This window comes from Streptomyces sp. NPDC058279, assembly GCF_042881255.1.
GTDB lineage: Bacteria > Actinomycetota > Actinomycetes > Streptomycetales > Streptomycetaceae > Streptomyces.
In genome coordinates, this window is the sequence record NZ_JBHVYA010000002.1 from 135139 (window position 1) to 155902 (window position 20764).

The window sequence follows — 20764 nt, forward strand, 5'->3', positions numbered from 1 at the left end:
GGCGCACCCGCGTCACGGGTCGACCGACCGGCGGATCGCCGTTCAGGCGGGTGCGACGGGCTCAAGCGGGTCGGACGGGCTCAGGAGGACTCGACGCGCTTCTTGAGGCCGGCCAGGGCGCGGTCGATGATGACCTTCTCCGCCTTGCGCTTGATCATGCCCAGCATCGGGATCTTGACGTCCACCGTGAGCTGGTAGGTGACCTCGGTGCGCTTGCCGCCGTCCACCGGGGTCAGCTTGTACGAGCCGTCCAACTGGCGCAGCATCTGTGACTTGTCCAGCGTCCAGCTGACCTCGTCCGCGCCCTTCCAGGTGTAGGCGAGCGTGTGGTCGTCCTTGATCGCCCCGGCGTCCAGCAGCAGCCGGACCTTCTGCGCGCGGCCTTCGGCGTCGGTCGCCAGCACCTCCGCCTCCTTCACCTCGCCGGTCCACTCCGGGTAGCGGGCGAAGTCGGCGATCACGGCCATGACGTCGGCCGGGGCCGCCTCGATCGTGATGCTCGAGCTGGTGTGTTCCGCCATCGCGGTCGCTCCTCCGGGGAGTTCGACAAGTGTGTGGGGGCCTCCGGCCGCCGGGTGAAGGCTACCGCGCGTGCGGACCCCGCCACTCCAGGGCCTCCCCCGGTGCCGGCGCCACCGCACCGCTCACCATTCCAGCGCCCACGGCCGTCCCGTCGCCGCGAAATGGCCGACGTTCACGCACTCGGTGGCCCCGATCCGCATTCGCCGGGCCAGGGGCTGGTGGACGTGCCCGAAGAGCGCGTAGCGCGGCCGTACCCGCCGGATCGCCGCCAGCAGGGCCTCGCTGCCCCGCTCGAACCGCCGGGCCACCGTGTCGTAGCAGAGCTCCGGCACCTCCGGCGGGATGTGCGAGCACAGCACGTCCACCTCGCCCAGCGCCTCGACCTTGGCCGCGTACTCCTCGACGCCCACCTCGTACGGCGTCCGCATCGGCGTCGGCAGGCCGCCGCCGACGAAGCCGAAGACCCGGCCGCCGATCTCCACCCGCCGGCCGTCGAGCACGGTCGTGCCGGGACCGGCGTACTCCGCCCACAGTCCAGGGATGTCGACGTTGCCGTAGGTGGCGTACGTCGGGGTCGGGAACGCGGCGAACATCTCCGCGTACTGGCGCCGTACCGCGCCCTCGATCAGCCGCTCCCGGTCGAGGCCGGCCCACAGCTCCCGCCCGAGTTCGCGCGCCTCCGCGAACCGGCGCCGGGTGCGCAGCTCCACGATCCGGTGGGCGTTCTCGACGCCGAACAGGTCGGGGAAGATGCCGCGCGAGTGGTCGGCGTAGTCGAGGAACAGGACGAGGTCGCCGAGGCAGATCAGCGCGTCGGCGCCGTCACCGGCCCGCGCGAGCGCCTCGGTGTTGCCGTGGACGTCGCTGACGACGTGGATCCGCGTACGACTCTTCCTGCCACCCATGCCGCCACCCTAGGGGCGCCTGCGCTCCTCGGGTAGGGGCTTCCTCGCAAGTGGCCGGACCTGCGGTTACTTCCGGGTCGTCAGCGGGGTCGACTACTGTCGGCAGGGGACCACCGCGTCATGTGACGCACGGAACATCTGGCCGGTTCCCTCTATCGTGAACCCACTACCGGTGGGTAACGTCCGGTCGGTCCACACGGTGGCGATGGCGCCCAGAGGAGCAGCAGTCTTGCGCGAGTTCAGCCTTCCGGCCCTGTACGAGGTCCCGTCGGACGGGAACCTGACGGATCTCATCCGCCGCAACGCCGCCCAGCATCCAGACACCGCCGTCATGAGCCGCAAGGTCGACGGCCGCTGGCAGGACGTGACGGCGACCGAGTTCCTCGCCGAGGTCCGCGCCGCGGCCAAGGGCCTGATCGCGGCCGGCGTCCAGCCCGGCGAGCGCGTCGCCCTGATCTCCCGCACCCGCTACGAGTGGGTGCTGTTCGACTTCGCGATCTGGAGCGCGGGCGCCGTCACCGTCCCCGTGTACGAGACCAGCTCGCCCGAGCAGATCCAGTGGATCCTCGGGGACTCCGGCGCCGCTGCGGTGATCGCCGAGAGCCCGGGGCACAGCGCGACCGTGGCCGCCCTGCGCGACCGGTTGCCGGAGCTGCGCGAGGTCTGGGAGATCGAACAGGGCGCCTTCGAGACGCTCAAGGCGGCCGGCGCGCAGATCTCCGACGACGAGGTCGACCGGCGGTCCTCGCTCGCGAACGCCGACGACACGGCCACCATCGTCTACACCTCGGGCACCACCGGCCGCCCCAAGGGCTGCGTGCTGACCCACCGCAACTTCTTCGCCGAGTGCGGCAACGTCGTGGAGCGCCTCAGCCCGCTGTTCCGCACCGGCGAGTGCTCCGTGCTGCTCTTCCTGCCGGCCGCGCACGTCTTCGGGCGCCTGGTGGAGGTGGCGTCCGTACTGGCACCGATCCGCCTGGGCTGCGTACCGGACATCAAGAACCTGACCGACGAGCTGGCGTCCTTCAAGCCGACGCTGATCCTCGGGGTGCCGCGCGTCTTCGAGAAGGTCTACAACTCGGCGCGCGCCAAGGCCCAGGCCGACGGCAAGGGCAAGATCTTCGACGCCGCCGCCGAGACGGCCATCGCCTACAGCCGCGCCCTCGACGCCCCGGGCGGCCCGTCCCTCGGACTGCGGCTCAAGCACAAGCTCTTCACCAGGCTGGTCTACAGCAAGCTGCACACCGTCCTCGGCGGGCGCGGCGAGTACGCGATCTCCGGCGGGGCCCCGCTGGGCGAGCGGCTCGGCCACTTCTTCCGCGGCATCGGCTTCACGGTCCTGGAGGGCTACGGCCTGACCGAGTCCTGCGCGGCCACCGCCTTCAACCCGTGGGACCGGACCAAGATCGGCACGGTCGGCCAGCCGCTGCCCGGCTCGGTGGTGCGCATCGCCGACGACGGCGAGGTGCTGGTGCACGGCGAACACGTCTTCACGGGCTACTGGAACAACGAGGCGGCGACCGCCGAGGCGCTGTCCGACGGCTGGTTCCACACCGGCGACGTCGGCACCCTCGACGAGGACGGCTACCTCGCGATCACCGGACGCAAGAAGGAGCTCATCGTCACGGCCGGCGGCAAGAACGTGGCGCCCGCGGTGATCGAGGACCGCATCCGCGCCCACGCGCTGGTCGCGGAATGCATGGTGGTCGGCGACGCGCGGCCGTTCGTGGCCGCGCTGGTCACCATCGACGAGGAGTTCCTCGGCCGGTGGGCCGCCGAGCACGGCAAGCCGGCCGGGGTGACGGCGGCGGAGCTGCGCGAGGACGCGGACCTCATCGCCGCCGTCCAGCAGGCGGTGGACGACGGCAACGCGGCGGTTTCCAAGGCGGAGTCGGTGCGGAAGTTCCGTATCCTCTCCGCCCAGTTCACCGAGGAGTCGGGCCACATCACGCCGTCGCTGAAGCTCAAGCGCAACGTGGTGGCCAAGGACTTCGCGGACGAGATCGACGCCCTCTACCGGGGCTAGGGAGGTCCGGCGGGGGGCTCAGCGCGGGTCCTCCGCGAGGATCCGCGCCATGTTCCGCTCGGCGAGGGCGGTGATCGTGACGAAGGGGTTCACCCCCAGCGAGCCGGGGATCAGCGAGCCGTCGACGACGTACAGCCCCCGGTAGCCCTTGGCGCGGCCGTAGTCGTCGGTGGCCTCGCCGAGCACACAGCCGCCGAGCGGGTGGTAGGTGAAGTCGTCGGCGAAGGGTTTGTTGTCGCCGAACAGGTCGTAGCGGTAGATCGTGACGTTGGCCCGGTTCACGCGGTCGAAGAGGTTCTTGGCGGCGGCGACGGACGGGGTGTTCTGGTCCCGGGTCCAGTTCAGCCGCGCCGAGTCGCTCGCCGCGTCGTACGTGAAGTGGCCGCGCTCGGGGTTCTTGGTGATGGCCAGGTACATCGAGATCCAGTGCTCGAAGCCCATGGGCAGCGGGGCGATCTCGGCGAAGACCGGGTTGGCCGCGTTGTCCCAGTCGTCGATGCCGAGGGCGGGCATGGTGGCCTGGTTCGCGCCGACCGTGTCCCAGAGGTGGTTGGCGCGGGCGGTCATGACGTTGCCGTTGTGGCCCCAGCCCAGTCCGACCTGCTCCCCCAGCGCGGGCAGCGCGCCCGTCTCGCGGGCGCGCAGAAGGATCTCGGTGGTGCCGAGGCTGCCGGCCCCGAGGAAGAGCTGCGCGCAGCCGAGTTCGCGGGTCCGGGTGACCCGCCCGGTGAGGTCGATGGTGCGGACGGTCAGCACGTACCCCCCGGCCGGGTCCTGGCGTACGGCGACCACCCGCTGGAGGGTCTCGATGGTGACGTTGCCGGTGCCGAGGGCGGCGGCGAGATAGGTCTTGTCGAGGCTCTTCTTGCCGTGGTTGTTGCCGTAGATCACCTCGCCGGCGAGGGCGGATCTGGTGGCGGTGCCGGCCGCTTCGCGCTGCATGTAGCCGAAGTCGTAGACGTTGGGCACGAAGGTGGTCTTGAGCCCGGTGTTCCGGGCGTGTTTGCGGGAGATCCGGGCGAAGCGGTACCACTCGGTGGATTCGAACCAGGCGGGGTCGATGTCGTTGACACCGAGCATGGCGCGGGCGCGGGGGTAGTAGGTGCCGTACATCTCGTCGGCGTCGACGCGGGGCAGCACCTCGGCGAAGTAGGACCTGCGGGGTGTGGGCGACATGCCGCCGTTGACGAGCGAGCCGCCGCCCACGCCGCGTCCCACGTACACGGACATGCCGCCGTAGTTCACCCGGTCGAGGACGCCGGGGTACGGGTTGATGTCGCGGTTGACGACGTCGAGCCAGAGGAACTGGGCGAGCGGCGCCTCGGTGCGGTTGCGGAACCACATGGAGCGCTGGTCGGGGGCGGAGGTGGAGGGGAACACCTTCCCGTCGGGCCCGGGGGTGTCCCAGAGCCGGCCCATTTCGAGCACGACGGTCCGCACGCCGGCCTGCCCGAGGCGCAGGGCCGCGACGGCGGCCCCGTACCCGGAGCCGACGACGATGGCGGGGGCGTACCGGGCGGCGGGGGGTTCGACGGCGGCGGCCGAGGAGAGTCCGATACGGGTGAACCCGAGGACGGCGGCGGTCTGGAGGGCGCCGATCCCGAGGAGTTGACGGCGCGTCAGGTTGGGGGTCATGGGCGCATCATGAGCGGGTTCCGCCCAACCGGCCATAACGCACACTGACACGCTTGTGAGTAACAGTCAGACATGTCGCGACCGTAGCCCGGTCCCGCCCGCGTCCGCCCGGTTCGCCGGACCGGGTCCCGAGATCGACCGCGAGAGGCGATAATCCCCTCCCCCGCCCCGCGAAAGCGGGGGCGGGGACAGGGGCGGGGACTACAACAACTCGCGCAGGCGCTCCGCCAGCAGGTCCCAGCGCCACTTCTCCTCGACCCAGGCCCGGCCGCGCTCACCCATCCGGCGGCGCAGCTCCGGGTCCAGCAGCAGGGTCACGATCCGGTCCGCCGCCTCGTCCGGCGCTCCGCCCCGGACCACCCAGCCGGTCTCCCCGTCCAGTACCGCGTCCGGCGCCCCGCCCGAGTCGCCCGCGACCACGGGCAGGCCGGTCGCGGAGGCTTCGAGGTAGACGATGCCGAGGCCTTCGACGTCGAGGCCGCCGCGCCGGGTCCGGCACGGCATCGCGAAGACGTCCCCGGCGCCGTAGTGGGCGGGCAGTTCCGCCCAGGGGACCGACCCGGTGAAGACCACCGAGTCGGCGACGCCGGTGGAGGCGGCCATCGCCCGCAGGTCCGCCTCGTACGGGCCGCCGCCCACGATCAGCAGGACCGCGTCCGGCACCGCCGCCAGGATCCGCGGCATGGCCTCGATCAGGGTGTCCTGCCCCTTGCGCGGCACGAGCCGGGACACGCACACCACCACCGGCCGGTCGGTCAGGCCCAGCCGGGCCCGTACCGCCGCCCCGCCCGAGCCGGGGTGGAAGGTCTTCTCGTCGACGCCGGGCGGCAGTTGGGTCATCCGCGCCGCCGCCGGCCGGGTCAACGCCGAGGCGATCCGGGTACGCGTGTACTCCCCCAGGTAGGTCAGGGTGTCGGTGCCCTCGCCGATCCGCCGCAGCAACTGCCGGGCGGCCGGCAGTTGCGCCCAGCCCGCCTCGTGCCCGTGCGTGGTCGCGACGATCCGCCGGGCCCCCGCCCTCCGCAGCGCCGGGCCCATCAGCCCCAGCGGGGCCGCCGCGCCGAACCACACCGACTCGCAGCCGTGTTCGCCCAGCAGTTCCACCGCCCGCCGGGTGACACGGGGCGTCGGCAGCAGCATCGTCGTCCGGTCGCGCACCACCCGGAACGGCTGCTCCGCGTCGAAGGCGGCGGTGGCCGCACGGCCCTCCTCGTCGTGCTTCCAGGTGGAGGCGTAGACGACGATCCGGTCGGGATCCAGCCGCAGCGCCATGTTGTGCAGGAATGCCTGGATACCGCCCGGTCGCGGCGGGAAGTCATTGGTCACGATCAACGTCTTGTGCATCGCCAGCCAACGTACCCGACGCCCCTATCCGAGCTGCTCCCGCAGGGCCTCGCGCCAGGCCCGGGTCAGCTCGTCCTGATCGACCCCCAGGGTCTGCTGCAAGGCCGTCGGCAGGGGTGCGTGGCCCGCCGCCTCGTACAGCCGCACCAGCGCCGCGTCGCCCCACCTGGCCGCGATGAGCCGGCAGGCGAGCCACGCGCCCTCGTACGACCGGGCCGATGACTCCGGGTCGCCGCCGAAGGCGAAGTCGGCGTCCGCCGGCAACGCGCCCGGCAGCTCGCCCCGCCGCACCGCGCGGGCCAGCTCCGGCGCGGCCTCGGCCGGCCCGCGACCGCCGGCCCGGTACGCGGCCCAGTCCGCGAAGCCTTCGGACAGCCACAGCGGGGTCGACGCGGAGGTCGCGGCGCGGGTCGCCACATGGGTCGTCTCGTGGGTCAGCACGACGCCCCGGCCCGCCTCGGACAGGCCCGCGTAGCCCTCCGGGTTGACCACGACCCGGTCGGCCGGGGCCGGCCCGGTCCCCACCCGGCCGGTGGTGACGGCGCCCATCCCCCGGTACGCGTCGGCCGGCTGCCCCAGCAGCGCCGCCATCGCGTCGAGGGTCGCCGGGACGAGCACCACCACCCGGCCCGCCCAGGGCCGCGGCCAGGCGGCGCTCACCGCGGGCACCGCCCGGTCGGCCTCCGCCGCGATCCCGGACAGCGTCCGCTGGTCCTGGCCGACGCCCAGCACCAGCGCGTGCGCGCCCCGTACGGCCGTCACCGCGCCCTGGTCCCACAGCTGCGGCGGCGCGCCCGGCGCGGGCCGGTCGGCCGTGACCCGCCAGCCGTCCGCGCCGACCCGTGCCAGTTCCACCTCGCGCCGCGCGTCCGCCGGGGCGGGGTCGTAGCCGGCCAGCCGGTAGTGCAGGGCCGCCCGCGCGAAGGCGCGTGCGCCGTCCCGACGCACGGAGGTGACCTCGTAGGACCACCCTTGCAGCGGGATACCGGCGAGCCGGGCGGGCGGGGCGGCGGCCCAGTCGGCGACGGCCCGCCGGACGGCGGGGTCGGTGGTGTCGGCGGGAGCGGCGCCGCAGCCGGTCGGGAGCGGGCACAGCAGCAGTGCGAACGCGAGGGGGCGTACGAGGCGCACCAGGCGCAGAGGACGCACGGGGCGCAGAGGGCGTACGAGGCGGCGACCAGGGGGCACCGACCGATCGTACGCACCCCGCCCGTCAGGGCCGGGTCACCGAGGACACCGGCATCATCCCGACCGGGTCGTAGCGCACCCGGGCCCCCGGGTAGGGGGCGTGGACCACCTGGCCGTTGCCGACGTACATGGCGACGTGGCTGGCGTCCGAGCGGTACGTCACCAGGTCCCCCGGCTGCGCCTGCGACAGCGGCACCCGCCGGCCCGCGTACCGCTGCTCCTGCGAGGTGCGCGGCAGGGACACCCCGGCCTGGCGGTAGGACCACACCATCAGCCCGGAGCAGTCGAAACCGGACGGGCCGGTGGAACCCCACACGTACGGCCGTCCGACCGCGGCCCGTGCCGCGCGCACGGCGGCCGCGGCCCGGGACGAGGCGGGCACGGCCGAGGACAGGTCGGGCAGCGCGTCGGCGCGGTCCCCGGAGCGCGAGGCCCGTTCGAAGTCGGCGCGCTCCTCGGAGGGCATCGCGTCGAGCAGCCGGCGGGCCTCCGCGAGCTTCGCCGTGATGTCCCGCTTGTGCCGTGCGACGTCCGAGCGGAGCGCCTCCAGCTCGGCCAGCTTCCCGGACGCCTCCTGGCGCTCCTGGCCGAGCCGGCGCTGCTCCTCGCGTAATTCGGCGAGTTGTCGGGCCTGTCGGCCGCTGAGCCGGTCGAGGACGGCGGCGTTGTCGAGGTAGCCGTCGGGGTCCTCGGACAGCATCAGCGCGAGGGCGGGGTCGAGGCCGCCGGAGCGGTACTGGGCCCCGGCGAAGGCGCCGAGGACGCCGCGCATGGTGTTGATGCGGTCCTGGCCGCGGGCCACGGCGTCCTGTGCGCGGCCGATCTCGGCCCGGAGCTTGCCGGCCTTCTCGTCGGCCTCGTTGAAGCGCTCGGTGGCCTGCTCGGCCTCCTCGAAGAGCCGGTCGACCTGGGCGCGGGCGCCCGCCGGGGAGTCCTGGGGCAGGCTCGGGGCCGCGCTCGCGACGGCCCCCGTCAGGGCGACGGCGGCGCCGGCCGCGGCGGCGGTGAAGGCGGTGAGCTTGATGCTCCGGTCGAGGCCGGTGAGCCCGGGCCGGCGATGGGACGCCACGTGAAACCGCTCCCTTGCGCTGCGCGCAACCCGGGTCCGTCCCCCGTGGACGGCCGTGTGCCGGGTTCCGCGCGGCAGACAGTAGCGGCGCCGCCGGGCACCGACCAACGGCCGTCCGGGGGTACACACGCCGACGCCCCGTCGGAGACGCAGGTCACCGGCGGGGCGTGCGGTCAGGGCGGCGCCGCGTGATTCGCCCGGATGGGCGGTGTACGGCGCGTCCTGGTGGGCGTGCGGTGTGCGGCGGCTCAGCCGACGCGGACGCCGAACTGGAACGGCATGTCGTCCATCGGCTCGTACTTGACGCCGCCGTTCGGGGCCGGGTGGGAGGCATGGAGGACCTGGCCGTTGCCCGCGTAAAGGCCTACATGGTGCAGGTCGCTGAAGAAGAAGACGAGGTCACCGGGCTGGAGTTCGCTGCGGCCGATGCGGGTGCCGTCGTTCACCTGGGTGTAGGTGGTGCGGGAGATGCTGACACCGGCCTGCGCGTAGGCCCACTGCGTCAGTCCCGAGCAGTCGAAGGAGTCGGGGCCGGTGTCGCCCATGTGGTACGTGGCGCCCTTCACGGACGCGGCGGCGGCGAGCGCGGCGCCCGCCCGGCCCGAACCCTTGACGTTGCCGGCGTTCTTGGCCGCGCTGCTGCTGGACTTGTTGTTCTCGTCCTGGAGCGCCGCCCGGTCCTGCGCGCTCAGCGTGTTCAGCTGGGCCTGGGCCGCGGCGAGCTTGTCCTGGGCGGCCTTCTTCTGCTCGCCGAGCTCCTTGCGGGTGGCGTCGAGGTCGGCGAGCTTGCCGGCGGCCTCCTGGCGCTGCTGGGCCAGGGAGCGCTGCTTGGCCTGGATCCTGCCGATGGTCTCGATCTGCTTCCCGCTCAACTGCTGGAACGTGGACGCCTTGTCGAGGTAGCTCTGCGGGTCGTCGGACAGCAGGAGGGTGAGGGACTGGTCGATGCCGCCGGTGCGGTACTGGGCGCTGGCCATCGAGCCCAACGTGTTGCGCATCTCGTTGAGTTCGAGCTGGCCGCGCGCGACCTGGTCCTGGAGTTGCGCGATCTCCTTTTCGAGCTTGTCCTGGCGGTCCTTGGCTCCGTCGAACTTCTCGGTGGCCTGCTCCGCCTCCCCGTAGAGGGCGTCGACCTTGGCCTTGACCTCGTCCTTGTTGGGCTTGTCCGGGGCGGCCATGGCCGACTGCGAGGAGAGGGCGACAGCGGCGGCGGCGAACGCGGTGAGCGCGGTCACGCGCGAACGGCTCGGCTGCTTGGGTCGACGGTGGGACGCCACGAAGGCGAGCTCCTTCTTCCTCACGCCGCCGGAAACGGAACGCGACACGCTCGGCGGCACCTTCGCCGTCACCCCGAATGAGTGACCTACCGCACGAAGGTTTGAACAGACCCTAGTGACCCGGCCGCGATCAGTTCAAATCCCCGGGAGCAAAAAATCGGCCCCTCACCGACTTCTTCACACGCCGTCAACACTGGGTGCCGAGAACTTGACGGTACGTTCCGACGACGCACCGCCAATTCCGGCATTCCTCACGCTACTTGGCGAGAAGGGTCGATCCGCCGCACCCACGGGCGAACATCACGAAACGCGCGAAAGCCGCTTGAGCAACAAGGCGGACGTAACCGGACGGGCTCCGTACTTGGCCACGCCGTCCGCGACCTCGCGGTCGGTGGACACCACGACCACCGGGCGGCCGGACGGCTCCGCCCGCACCAGTTGGCGGATCAGCTCGTCCGCCGTGACGCCCGCCTTGGAGAACAGCACCCGCACCCCGCGCGGCGGCGCGAGCAGCACCGGCGCGGCCAGCTCGGCGCCGTCGAAGACACACGTCATCTCCGCGCCCGTCTGGGCGGCCAGCATCGACAGCCCGCCCAGCAGCCTCAGCCGCTGCTTCTCCAGCGGCATCGTCGGGTAGCCGGTCTTCGTCACGTTGTAGCCGTCGACCACCAGATGCGCCTGGGGCAGCGCCAACAGCTGGTCCAGCAACGCCGGATCGGTCTCGGACAAGGCCCGTGCCGCGATGTCCTTGGGCGTCATCCGGCCGGGCTCCACCGCGTCCACCGTGTCGGCGGGCCGCGTGGAGACCGGCGGCAGCGCCAGCTCGCGGCGCAGCCCGGCAGCCGCGTCGAGGACGGTGTCCAGCAGCAGCCGCAGTCGCATGTCCTCGATGCTGCGTCCCTCGCGGGTGGCCCGGCGCGAGGTCTCCAGCGCCGACTCCACCTCGGCCAGACGGGACTTGAGCCGGCGGCTCTCGCTCTCGGCGGCGGCGACCCGGGCGGCCGCGTCGCCGCGGATGCCGTCGACCTCCGCGGTCAGCTTGCGCAGGGCCGCCTCGCCCCGCTTGACGTCGCTCTGGGCGCTGCGCAGCTTGCGCTGAAGCGATTCCGCTTCCTTGCGGACGGCGTCGAGCTCGGCCCGCACCTGCTCATCGCCCGAGCGCTGCGAAGCGCGCGCCTGGGCCAGCTCCTCGCGCAGCCGCTCCAGCTCGCGCCGGGTCTCGTCACCGACCCGCTCGGCGTCGGCGCGCTGGACCTCCTCGCCGGCGGCGGCGACCAGCTTGACCCAGCCGGACGGCCGCAGGATGTACGCGGCCGCCGCCACGTCCAGCGGATCGGCGGCGGCCGGCGGGGCCCCGCACTCCAGCGCCCCGGCCAGTTCCGTCTGGGCGTCGCGGAGCTTCTCGGCGACGCGCCCGCGGAAGACGGGGTCCGTCTCCACGGCCGCCGCCATCGCGTTCCCGGCGAACTTGGCGCGCCGGGTCGGGGTGAACCGGGCGTACTGGCGCAGCTGCGCGGGCAGGTCCGCGACCGTCAGACCGCCGAAGGCGTCCGAGACGAGCGCGATGACCCGGCGCCGCACGCCTTCCGGCAGCGGGCGGTCGAGCACCTCCGCGGCGTCGCCGGCCGCGTCGGCCGGCTCAGCGCCGCTTGCTGGCTCCACAATCCGTCACCCCTACCGTGATCTACTGTGGGCCCGGCTCCCGTCAGGAGTCCGTGCCCGGCCTGTCCACAAGCTCGATCTGGTCCACCGCGTTGCACCAGCGGCAGCGGACCGACTCGATGGTCTCATTGACCACCTCCCGCTCCTCGACCGTGGGCTCCCCGGCGAGGTCCAGGTGGACGTACTCCACGACCTTCGACGAACGGGTGACGTCGAAGCGCGTGAGGTTGCCGCACAGGGTGCAGCGCCACCGGGTGGTGGCTGTCGGCAGGGGAACCGTCATCAGGACGCTCTCTCCTTCGTAGCTCATTCAATTAAAGCCGCCCGGCGGAGCCGTCGGGGGCCGATGGCGGCCTTCGGCGGGCCTCGGTAGGCAACCACGTCACCCTACGGCCTGGCACCGCCCGGACGGGGGCTCTGCTGCGTCATGCTCTGTCGCATGATCGTAAGGTGGCAGGCTGCCCTCGGGGAGGTCGTGCGGGGCCCGGTGGTCACCCGCGCGCTGATCGCGGGCTGCTGTGTGGTGTTCGTCCTCGGGCCCGCCTCCGGTCTGAACCCGGTCTACGGGACGGGTGACCTGTTATTGGAGACGGGGACCGCGTACTTCCGGCGCTGGGGCGTGGTCCCGGACGAACTCTTCGGGGGGACGGCCCGGGCCCTGCTGACGCCGCTGACGGCGCTGTTCGTGCACGGGAGCTGGCTGCACCTGCTCGGCAACATGCTGTTCCTGCACGTGTTCGGCGCGATGGCGGAGGAGCGGATGGGGCGCCCGGCGTTCCTGCTCTTCTACGTCGCCACGGGGTATCTGGCGCTGGCGGCGTACGCGGCGGCCCACGCCTCCTCGGACCAGACGCTGGTCGGCGCGTCGGGGGCGATCTCGGCGGTCCTGGGGGCCTTCCTGTGTCTGTTCCCGCGGGCCCGGGTGACGAGCCTGTTCCCGTTCCTGTTCTTCCTGCCGCTGCGGTTCCCCGCGTGGATCGTGCTGATGTTCTGGTTCGTCCTGCAGTGGCTGGCGGCGCACCGGGCGGCGAGCGGGCCGGGGGTGGCGTACCTGGCGCACGTGGTGGGCTTCTCCGTCGGGTTCGCCTACGCCTGGGTGCGGTATCGGCGTACGACTAGAGTGAGGCGACCAGTGACTGCCGGCGAGGGAGACAGCCAACCGTGATCACCGCGATCGTGCTCATCAAGACCAGCGTGGACCGGATCCCCGAGATCGCCGAGTCCATCGCGCAGCTGGACAGCGTCAGCGAGGTCTACTCCGTCACCGGCACCTACGACCTCATCGCGCTGGTCCGCGTCGCCCGCCACGAGAACCTGGCGGACATCATCCCGGGCCGCATCAGCAAGATCCCGGGTGTGGAGGCGACGGACACCCACGTGGCGTTCCGCACGTACTCCCAGCACGACCTGGAAGCGGCCTTCGCCATCGGCCTCGACGCGTAGCCCCTGGCCGGGGTTTGACGCAGGCGGCCCTCCACGACCGCCCAGGGTCCCCGTCGCAGGAGCGGCCCACCTCCGGCCCCCGAGCGTCCGACGAGGGCCTCCGCCCTACCGGCGCGCGCCCCCGGTCGCCGTCGTGACGGCACCGGATCTCCGCCCGGTCGCGGCCTACCGGTGAACGCTCCCGGTCGCCGTCATATGGCAAGGGTTCTCCGCCCTGCCGGTGAACGTCCCCGATCGCCGTCGTACGGCATGTTGGCGGGCGCCCGGCAGCCGCGCCGTCCGGCAGGTGCCGGTCCGACTCCGTAGAACGGCCCGGGCGTGTTGCGCCAGTCGCGCTCCTTGGAGCGGTCGGACACCCTCCACGTTCCCCCCTCCCGAGCCGGCGACCCGCCCGCCCGGGGCCGATACGGGCACGAGCTCCCTACAGCGGGGCTGCCCAGGTTCCTCGACGGGCCGACTGCCCGGGCCCGTCAGGCGGGTCGCGGCGCCGACCGGTAGAACGGCCCCGGAAAGCGCCGCCGGTTCCGCCCCGGGCCGGCGGGGGCGTTCTGCCACCCGAAGCCACGGACCGCGCCTGGTCGTGACCGTCCGTGGACCCAGCCGGGGGGCGCGTGCCGCGCCCAGGCGGCGACCGCCTCCGCGCGCGGCCGCCCCATCGCCCGGGCCGAGTACCGGCCCCCGGCGAGCCCGCTTACGCCACCGACGCCCGAGCACCGGCCGGGCTCGCGCGCCACACCCACACGGCCACCGCGACGCATGCGGCCACCCAATCGGGCCGAGTACCGGCGCCCCCGGCGCGAGCACCGGCTGAGGGCGCGGGCCTCGCCCAGGGTGCCCGCGCGTTTCCCGAGCGTGCGACCACCCGGCCGCCAGGCCGAGTACCCCCCGCACCAGCCCGCCCTCGAACCACCGCCCCACCGACGCCGGACGGAGTTCGGCGCAGCGGCGCGAAGCCGGGGAGGCCCGCCAGGGCCGAGCCGCGCGAGGGGCGCGTCAGGAAACTGCGGGGCGCGTCAGGAAACCGGCACGCAGCGGCCTTCTTCCGTGCGGTAGTTCCACTTCGCGCCGTCCGCGACCAGCTCCCGCACCGCGCGGACGAAGCGGTCCACGTGCTCGTCGGGGGTGCCGGCGCCGAAGCTGACGCGGATCGCGTTGAGCGACCGCTCCCCCGGCGCCGCCTCCGGCGCTCCGCATTCGCCCTGGGCCTGCGGCTCGCTGCCCAGCAGCGTCCGCACCAGCGGGTGGGCGCAGAAAAGGCCGTCGCGGACGCCGATCCCGTACTCGGCGGACAGCGCGGCGGCGAAGTGGGAGCTGTTCCAGCCGTCCACCACGAACGAGATGACGCCGACCCGCGGCGCCTCGTCCCCGAACAGGGAAAGCACCCGGACCTCCGGGACCTCCGCCAGACCCTCGCGGACCTTCGCGATCAGCTGCCGCTCCCGGGCGACGAGGCCCTCGAAGCCCGCCTCCGTCAGCGCCCGGCAGGCGGAGGCGATGGAGTAGACGCCGATGACGTTCGGGGAGCCGGCCTCGTGGCGGGCGGCGGTGGTGTGCCACTCGACGTCCACGCCGCCGTCCTCGCGCCGGGCCACCTTCCGCGAGGCGCCGCCGCCGGCCAGGTACGGCTCCGCCTCCTGGAGCCAGTCGGCCCGCCCCGCCAGCACGCCCGAGCCGAACGGCGCGTACAACTTGTGCCCGGAGAAGGCGACCCAGTCCACGTCCAGTTCTCTCACCGAGACGGGGTGGTGCGGCGCCAGTTGGGCGGCGTCCAGCACGATCCGCGCGCCGTGGGCGTGCGCCGCCGCGGCGAGTTCCCGCACCGGCCACAGTTCACCCGTGACGTTGGACGCGCCGGTGACGCACACCAGCGCCGGGCCGTAGGGGTCCCGTCCGGCCAGCGCCCGCTCCAACGTGGCGACCGCCTCGTCGGGGGTGCGCGGCGCGTTGAGGTAGGTGACCCGCGCGTTGCCCCAGGGCAGCAGCGAGGCGTGGTGCTCGGTCTCGAAGACGAACACCCGGCAGTCCGCGGGGAGCGCGGCGGCGAGCAGGTTCAGCGAGTCGGTCGTGGACCGGGTGAAGATCACCTGGTCGGCGGGGCGGCAGTCCAGGAACTCCGCGACCGTGACCCGGCTCTGCTCGAACAGGTCGGTGGAGAGCTGCGAGAGGTACCCGGCGCCGCGGTGCACGCTGCCGTAGTACGGGGCGTACGCGGCCACGTCGTCCCACACCCGCTGGAGCGCCGGCGCGCTGGCCGCGTAGTCGAGGGCCGCGTAGCTGACCTCGCCGCCGGTGACGAGCGGGACGGTGACGTCCCGACCGAGGACGGGCAGCGGCTCGACACACGCGGTGTCGGCGCACACCGCGTCGACGGAAGCGTGCTCGGCGGAAGCGTGCTCGGCGGTGGCGTTCAGGGATGCGGACATGGCGGTATCTCCCGGCAGGCAGGGCGGAATGGCTTCGGTGTCTGCCCGTACGCGGGTACGGCTCGGCGACCGACCGGGGTACGGGGATGCCTCGGGGTCCGGGTACGCGGAAGCGGCCCTGTTCCGAGGGGTGAAGAAGGGGCGGAGACGCCCTATCGCATTCGCTTGCTCACGGAAAACGCTCCTCGAGGACCAGGATCCCTGGTGTCGAGGGATCCGCGCTTGCCGTAGACCTCACTGCCTACGGCCTGGTCATCACCCGGGGCACCCCGCCACGGAAGGAGGGTTGCCGGACAGCGAGCCGGGGCCAAAACGCTGTCACTCGTGACCTGGTCAGCATCCTGCCACAAGATCCCCCACGCGCAAGACCCCGGTCCGCATGCTGGACCGGGGTCGGTTCTTTCACGCCGTTCTCGCGTCGCCGGGCCGCAGCGGCCTCCGGCCGCCGTACCCGGGCCCGGATGAGCCCCGCGCACCCGCCCGGCCAGGGCCTACGCACCGCCCGGCCACGGACTACGCGTTGCTCGCCGCCACCCAGCGCTCCAGCGCCGCCCGGGCCGCGCCCGAGTCGATGGCCTCGGCCGCACGGGCGATGCCCGTCGCGATCTGCTCCTCCAGGGAGCCGCTGCCCGGGTCGAGCGCCACGAGGGCGGCCGCCGAGTTCAGCAGCACCGCGTCCCGCACGGGCCCCGTCTCGCCCGCCAGCAGCCTGCGCGCCACATCGGCGTTGTACGAGGCGTCCTCGCCCCGCAGCGCCGACACGTCCACGAGGTCGATGCCGACGTCACGCGGGTCGAAGGGCTGCTCCGTCACCGCGCCGTCGCGCACCCACCACACCCGGGAGGTGGCCGTCGTCGTCAGTTCGTCGAGGCCGTCGTCGCCGCGGAAGACCAGGGCCGAGGAGCCGCGTTCGGCGAGCACGCCCGCCACGATGGGGGCCACCCGGGCGTCCGCCACACCGGTCGCCTGCGCCCTGACCCGCGCCGGATTGGTCAGCGGGCCAAGGAAGTTGAAGGTGGTGCGGATGCCCAGTTCCTTGCGGGCCGCGGCCACGTGCCGCAGCGCGGGGTGGAACTTCACCGCGAAGCAGAAGGTGACACCGGCCTGTTCCGCGACCTCCACCACCCGCGCCGGGCTGAGGTCGAGGTTGACGCCGAGCTTCTCCAGGACGTCGGAGGCCCCGCTCGCGGAGGAGGCGGCCCGGTTGCCGTGCTTGACGACCTTGGCGCCCGTACCGGCCACCACGATCGCGGACATCGTGGAGATGTTCACCGTTTTGGCCCCGTCGCCGCCGGTGCCGACGATGTCCACGGTGCGGCCCGGGACCTCGATCAGGTTGGCATGGGCGTACATGGCCCGCACCAGGCCGTTGATCTCGGCGACCGTCTCCCCCTTGGCCCGCAGGGCGACCGCGAAGCCGGCGATCTGGGCGTCGGTGGCTTCCCCGCGCATGATCCGGTCCATGGCCCAGGCCGTGTCGTCGGCGCTCAGGTCCCGGCCGGTCAGCAGGGCGTCGAGTACGCCCGGCCATCCGCGGGCCGCCACGCTGTCGCCGCCTGCCGGGGTCGCAACGTTCATGGTCCGCTCCTGCGCTAGTGGGCCGCCCCGTAAATCGCCGCCCACGTCGAATGGGAAGGCCCTCAGCCTATCCAGCGGGGGCGGACGGCGAAGAGCCCCGTCCAGACCCTGGACGGGGCTCTCACCGTGGCGACACCGGGATTGACCTGAATCAATCCCTCAAGCGGTCATGCGGGGATCAGTGGTGGCCGTGGCCGCTCTGGATCTCCTTGTACTCCTCCACCGTGGGCTTCGGAATCTGGTTGTTCTCCGCGTAGAAGCCCTTGCTCAGCTTCGCGCGGAGCTTCTGCGTGGCCTTGGGCTTGCGCTCCACGCCGTTCTCGTCCACCGTCGGGCCGAGTTCGACCGGCCGGTACTGCTCGTGCGAGGTGAGCGTGTGCAGCTTGGCCTGCGGCAGCGGCTCGTGGATCTCGACGAACTCACCGTGCGGGAGCCGCTTGATGATGCCGGTCTCGCGACCGTGCAGCACCTTGTCGTGGTCCCGACGCTGGAGGCCGAGGCAGATCCGCTTGGCGGCGATGAAGGCCAGGACCGGGACGACGAAGAAGCCGATCCGGACGAACCAGGTGATGTTGTTGATCGAGAGGTGGAAGTACTGCGCGAACATGTCGTTTCCACCGCCGATCAGCAGGACGATGTACTCCGCGATCCAGGCGACACCGAAGGCCGTGCGGGTCGGGACGTTGCGCGGGCGGTCCAGCAGGTGGTGCTCACGCTTGTCCCCGGTGACCCAGGACTCGATGAACGGCCACACCGCGATCGCGCCCAGCACCAGCGGGAAGAGCAGCAGCGGGATGAACACGCCCAGGACGAGGGTGTGGCCCCACAGGTTGATCTCCCAGCCCGGCATGGCACGGATCAGGCCTTCCGGCATACCCATGTACCAGTCGGGCTGCGCGCCGGTGGACACGTGGTCCGGGCGGTACGGGCCGATCGCCCAGATCGGGTTGATCGAGGCGAGCGCCGCGATGGCCGCGATGACACCGAAGACCAGGAAGAAGAAGCCTCCGGCCTTGGCCATGTAGACCGGCAGCAGCGGCATGCCGACGACGTTGTTGTTCGTCTTGCCGGGACCCGCGAACTGGGTGTGCTTGTGGTAGAAGACCAGGATCAGGTGGGCCACCAGCAGGCCCATCATGATGCCGGGCAGCAGCAGGATGTGGATCGAGTAGAACCGCGCGACGAAGTCGCCGCCGGGGAACTCGCCGCCGAAGAGGAAGAACGACAGGTACGTGCCGACGATCGGCACGGACAGGATCGCGCCCTCCATGAAGCGGACACCGGTGCCCGAGAGCAGGTCGTCCGGCAGGGAGTAACCGGTGAAACCGGTGAACATGCCGAGGACCAGCAGCAGGAAGCCGAAGATCCAGTTGACCTCACGCGGCTTGCGGAACGCGCCGGTGAAGAACACGCGCATCATGTGCACGACCATGGCCGCGACGAAGATGAGCGCCGACCAGTGGTGGATCTGCCGGATGAGCAGACCGCCGCGGACGTCGAAGCTGATGTCGAGCGTCGAGGCGAACGCCTCGGACATCTGGACGCCCTGCATCGGCACGTACGGGCCGTGGTACACGACCTCGTTCATGCTCGGGTGGAAGAACAGCGTCAGGTACACACCCGTGAGGATGATGATGATGAAGCTGTAGAGGCAGATCTCACCGAGCATGAAGGACCAGTGGTCCGGGAAGATCTTGCGCATGTTCGACTTGGCCAGGCTGTAGATGCCCAGGCGGCCGTCGGCCCAGTCCGCTACCCGCTCGCCGGCGGGCGCTTTGCGCTGACTGTCGGTGGTGGTGGCAGTGCTCATCCGCGCTCCCAGAATGCAGGACCGACGGGCTCTTCGAAGTCGCCGCGCGCTTCGAGGAAGCCTTCGTCATTGACGCCGATCCGCAGCTGCGGAAGCGCGTGACCAGCGGGGCCGAAGATGACTCGGGCGCCGTCGGAGAGGTCGAAGGTGGACTGGTGGCACGGGCAGAGCACGTGGTGCGTCTGCTGCTCGTACAGGCTGATCGGGCAGCCGACGTGGGTGCAGATCTTGGAGAAGGCCACGATGCCGTCGTGGGACCACTCCAGCTCCCGCTTGTCCTTGATGTCCTGCGGCTGGAGCCGGACGATCATCAGGGCGGCCTTGGCGATCTGGTTCTGGAAGTCGTGCTGCGTCTCCTCCAGGCCCTCGGGCATGGCGAAGGTCAGCGAACCGACGACCACGTCCTCGGGACGCAGCGGCTCCATCGTGTTCTGGTTGATGAGCAGCTTGCCCTTGGCCCACAGGGTCTTGCGCAGCTTGTCCTCGGGCAGCGGGCCCAGATCGCGCATGATCATCACGGCGGACAGCGGCAGCATGGCCAGCGCGCCCAGCATGGTGTTGCGGATCAGCGGACGACGGCCGATGGCCGACTCGCTCGCACCGTCGGCGAAGTCCTGGAGGACCTTGGCCTTGACCTCCGGCGGCGCCGCGATGGCGTGGCGCTCGTCGGCGACCTCCACGTCGGACATCAGGGTGCGGGCCCAGTGGACCGCGCCCGCGCCGATGCAGAAGAGGGCCGTGCCCAGGGTCAGGCCGAGGGCGAAGTTCAGGCCGCTCACCTTCCCGATGGGGAAGATGTAGACGTACTTGTCGACGGGGATGGTCACGTACGCGGCGATGAAGCCGATCGTGGCCAGCATCGACAGCGTGAACAGCATCGCGACCACGCGCTCGGACCGCTTGGCGGCCCGCTCGTCGATGTCCTGGATGCGCGGCTTGTGGACCGGCAGGCCCGGGTCGGCGAACGGGTCGTCCGCGACCGCTACGCCACCGTGGTGCGCGTCGCCCTGCTCGCTCGGCAGGTGCTTCTCTTCGGGAATGTCTTGGCTACTCATGACTTCTTGGCCTTAGCGGTGTGGGCCGCGACCCAGACGGCGACAGCGATCAGCGCACCCAGAGCGAAGATCCAGCCGAACAGACCCTCGGAGACGGGGCCGAGGCCACCGAGCTTCAGGCCGCCAGGGCTGACCGACTTGTCGCCGTTCACGTTCTGGAGGTACGCGATGATGTCCTTCTTCTGCTTCTCCGGCATCGTGCTGTCGGGGAAGGAGGGCATGTTCTGCGGGCCGGTGAGCATGGCCTCGTAGATGTGCTTCGGCGAGACGTCCGCCAGGTTGGGGGCGTACTTGCCGTGCGTCAGGGCGCCGCCCTCGCCGGTGAAGTTGTGGCACTGCGCGCAGTTGTTGCGGAACAGTTCGCCACCCTTGGCGATGTCGGCACCCGCCGGGTCGACCTGCTTCTGGGTGGGCACGGACGGGCCGGCTCCCAGGGAGGAGATGTACGCGGCCAGCTGGTCGATCTGGGCCTGCGTGTAGACCGGAGGCTTCGCCGGGATCTGCGCGCCGGGCTGCTGGGCCGGCATGCGACCCGTGCTCACCTGGAAGTCGACGGCCGCGGAGCCGACGCCGACCAGGCTGGGGCCGTCAGTGGAACCCTGACCGCCGGTTCCGTGGCAGCTTGCGCAGCCCACGGCGTAGAGCTTCTTGCCCTCCTCGATGGCGAGGGACTGGGCGGTTTCATCGGCCTGCGCCTTGCCCGCGGGGGCGAAGGCGGCGTAAAGCCCCCCAGTGGCCGCCAGCGCGAGGAGTAGAACGACGACCGCCGCCAGCGGATGGCGTCGTCGTGCGGAGAGCTTTTTCACGGATTACCCCGGTGTCAGGAT

Annotated in this window: 17 protein-coding genes and 1 riboswitch; of the genes, 3 read left to right on the forward strand and 14 right to left on the reverse strand. The window is 71.9% G+C overall.

The window, feature by feature from the left end; all coding sequences use genetic code 11:
• Positions 1-80: 80 nt before the first annotated feature.
• A complete protein-coding gene (locus tag ACFVXJ_RS05375; RefSeq protein ID WP_389658986.1) occupies positions 81-521 on the reverse strand; it encodes an SRPBCC family protein in 441 nt (146 codons plus the stop codon).
• A 123-nt stretch (positions 522-644) separates the two neighbouring features.
• Positions 645-1427, reverse strand: coding sequence for a metallophosphoesterase (locus tag ACFVXJ_RS05380; protein ID WP_389658989.1), 783 nt, complete (start codon positions 1425-1427; stop codon positions 645-647).
• 229 nt (positions 1428-1656) lie between these two features.
• Between ACFVXJ_RS05380 and ACFVXJ_RS05385 the strand changes: the two genes are divergently transcribed.
• On the forward strand, positions 1657-3453 hold the full coding sequence (locus ACFVXJ_RS05385) for an AMP-dependent synthetase/ligase (RefSeq protein ID WP_389658992.1): 1797 nt from the start codon (positions 1657-1659) through the stop codon (positions 3451-3453).
• Between the two features lie 18 nt (positions 3454-3471).
• Here ACFVXJ_RS05385 and ACFVXJ_RS05390 read toward each other — a convergent pair whose 3' ends face one another.
• The 7 genes from ACFVXJ_RS05390 to ACFVXJ_RS05420 form a co-directional block, all read right to left on the reverse strand.
• On the reverse strand, positions 3472-5088 hold the full coding sequence (locus tag ACFVXJ_RS05390; RefSeq protein ID WP_389658995.1) for a GMC oxidoreductase: 1617 nt from the start codon (positions 5086-5088) through the stop codon (positions 3472-3474).
• A 201-nt stretch (positions 5089-5289) separates the two neighbouring features.
• Entirely contained in the window at positions 5290-6432 is a 1143-nt protein-coding gene (locus ACFVXJ_RS05395; RefSeq protein ID WP_389658998.1) for a glycosyltransferase family 4 protein, read from the reverse strand.
• 24 nt (positions 6433-6456) lie between these two features.
• The gene (locus ACFVXJ_RS05400; protein ID WP_389659002.1) at positions 6457-7620 is read right to left on the reverse strand and encodes a hypothetical protein; all 1164 of its coding nucleotides are present in this window, start codon (positions 7618-7620) and stop codon (positions 6457-6459) included.
• A gap of 25 nt (positions 7621-7645) precedes the next feature.
• Complete coding sequence (locus tag ACFVXJ_RS05405) at positions 7646-8689, reverse strand: NlpC/P60 family protein (RefSeq protein WP_389659005.1); 1044 nt, start codon at positions 8687-8689, stop codon at positions 7646-7648.
• Positions 8690-8937: 248 nt separating this feature from the next.
• On the reverse strand, positions 8938-9966 hold the full coding sequence (locus tag ACFVXJ_RS05410) for an NlpC/P60 family protein (protein WP_389660054.1): 1029 nt from the start codon (positions 9964-9966) through the stop codon (positions 8938-8940).
• Positions 9967-10266: 300 nt separating this feature from the next.
• Positions 10267-11631 (reverse strand): NYN domain-containing protein, encoded by a 1365-nt coding sequence (locus ACFVXJ_RS05415; RefSeq protein ID WP_389660057.1) that lies wholly within the window; start codon positions 11629-11631, stop codon positions 10267-10269.
• Between the two features lie 40 nt (positions 11632-11671).
• On the reverse strand, positions 11672-11911 hold the full coding sequence (locus ACFVXJ_RS05420) for a hypothetical protein (protein ID WP_389659008.1): 240 nt from the start codon (positions 11909-11911) through the stop codon (positions 11672-11674).
• A gap of 156 nt (positions 11912-12067) precedes the next feature.
• Between ACFVXJ_RS05420 and ACFVXJ_RS05425 the strand changes: the two genes are divergently transcribed.
• A complete protein-coding gene (locus ACFVXJ_RS05425; RefSeq protein ID WP_389659011.1) occupies positions 12068-12793 on the forward strand; it encodes a rhomboid family intramembrane serine protease in 726 nt (241 codons plus the stop codon).
• Positions 12790-13071 (forward strand): Lrp/AsnC family transcriptional regulator, encoded by a 282-nt coding sequence (locus ACFVXJ_RS05430; RefSeq protein ID WP_007263678.1) that lies wholly within the window; start codon positions 12790-12792, stop codon positions 13069-13071. The genes ACFVXJ_RS05425 and ACFVXJ_RS05430 overlap by 4 nt, the downstream gene beginning before the upstream one ends.
• A gap of 1013 nt (positions 13072-14084) precedes the next feature.
• Here the strand turns inward: ACFVXJ_RS05430 and ACFVXJ_RS05435 are convergent.
• The 5 genes from ACFVXJ_RS05435 to ACFVXJ_RS05455 all read right to left on the reverse strand — a co-directional run bounded on the left by ACFVXJ_RS05435 (position 14085) and on the right by ACFVXJ_RS05455 (position 20743).
• The gene (locus tag ACFVXJ_RS05435; RefSeq protein ID WP_389659015.1) at positions 14085-15494 is read right to left on the reverse strand and encodes an aminotransferase class V-fold PLP-dependent enzyme; all 1410 of its coding nucleotides are present in this window, start codon (positions 15492-15494) and stop codon (positions 14085-14087) included.
• A 213-nt stretch (positions 15495-15707) separates the two neighbouring features.
• Positions 15708-15824: riboswitch (SAM riboswitch) on the reverse strand.
• A gap of 183 nt (positions 15825-16007) precedes the next feature.
• Positions 16008-17072, reverse strand: coding sequence for an anthranilate phosphoribosyltransferase (gene trpD, locus ACFVXJ_RS05440; RefSeq protein WP_389659018.1), 1065 nt, complete (start codon positions 17070-17072; stop codon positions 16008-16010).
• Between the two features lie 178 nt (positions 17073-17250).
• Complete coding sequence (locus tag ACFVXJ_RS05445) at positions 17251-18882, reverse strand: cytochrome bc complex cytochrome b subunit (protein ID WP_389659021.1); 1632 nt, start codon at positions 18880-18882, stop codon at positions 17251-17253.
• Positions 18879-19937: a Rieske 2Fe-2S domain-containing protein gene (locus ACFVXJ_RS05450; RefSeq protein WP_389659024.1), complete on the reverse strand. Its 1059-nt coding sequence runs from the start codon at positions 19935-19937 to the stop codon at positions 18879-18881. Before ACFVXJ_RS05450 ends, ACFVXJ_RS05445 begins: the two co-directional genes overlap by 4 nt.
• Positions 19934-20743: a c-type cytochrome gene (locus ACFVXJ_RS05455; RefSeq protein ID WP_361135647.1), complete on the reverse strand. Its 810-nt coding sequence runs from the start codon at positions 20741-20743 to the stop codon at positions 19934-19936. Before ACFVXJ_RS05455 ends, ACFVXJ_RS05450 begins: the two co-directional genes overlap by 4 nt.
• Positions 20744-20764 lie beyond the last annotated feature (21 nt).

Coding starts and splice junctions, on each gene's coding strand:
- ACFVXJ_RS05375 (WP_389658986.1), bottom strand. CDS start 521: ATGGCGGAACACACCAGCTCGAGCATCACGATCGAGGCGGCCCCGGCC.
- ACFVXJ_RS05380 (WP_389658989.1), bottom strand. CDS start 1,427: ATGGGTGGCAGGAAGAGTCGTACGCGGATCCACGTCGTCAGCGACGTC.
- ACFVXJ_RS05390 (WP_389658995.1), bottom strand. CDS start 5,088: ATGACCCCCAACCTGACGCGCCGTCAACTCCTCGGGATCGGCGCCCTC.
- ACFVXJ_RS05395 (WP_389658998.1), bottom strand. CDS start 6,432: ATGCACAAGACGTTGATCGTGACCAATGACTTCCCGCCGCGACCGGGC.
- ACFVXJ_RS05420 (WP_389659008.1), bottom strand. CDS start 11,911: ATGACGGTTCCCCTGCCGACAGCCACCACCCGGTGGCGCTGCACCCTG.
- ACFVXJ_RS05425 (WP_389659011.1), top strand. CDS start 12,068: ATGATCGTAAGGTGGCAGGCTGCCCTCGGGGAGGTCGTGCGGGGCCCG.
- ACFVXJ_RS05435 (WP_389659015.1), bottom strand. CDS start 15,494: ATGTCCGCATCCCTGAACGCCACCGCCGAGCACGCTTCCGCCGAGCAC.
- trpD (WP_389659018.1), bottom strand. CDS start 17,072: ATGAACGTTGCGACCCCGGCAGGCGGCGACAGCGTGGCGGCCCGCGGA.
- ACFVXJ_RS05445 (WP_389659021.1), bottom strand. CDS start 18,882: ATGAGCACTGCCACCACCACCGACAGTCAGCGCAAAGCGCCCGCCGGC.
- ACFVXJ_RS05450 (WP_389659024.1), bottom strand. CDS start 19,937: ATGAGTAGCCAAGACATTCCCGAAGAGAAGCACCTGCCGAGCGAGCAG.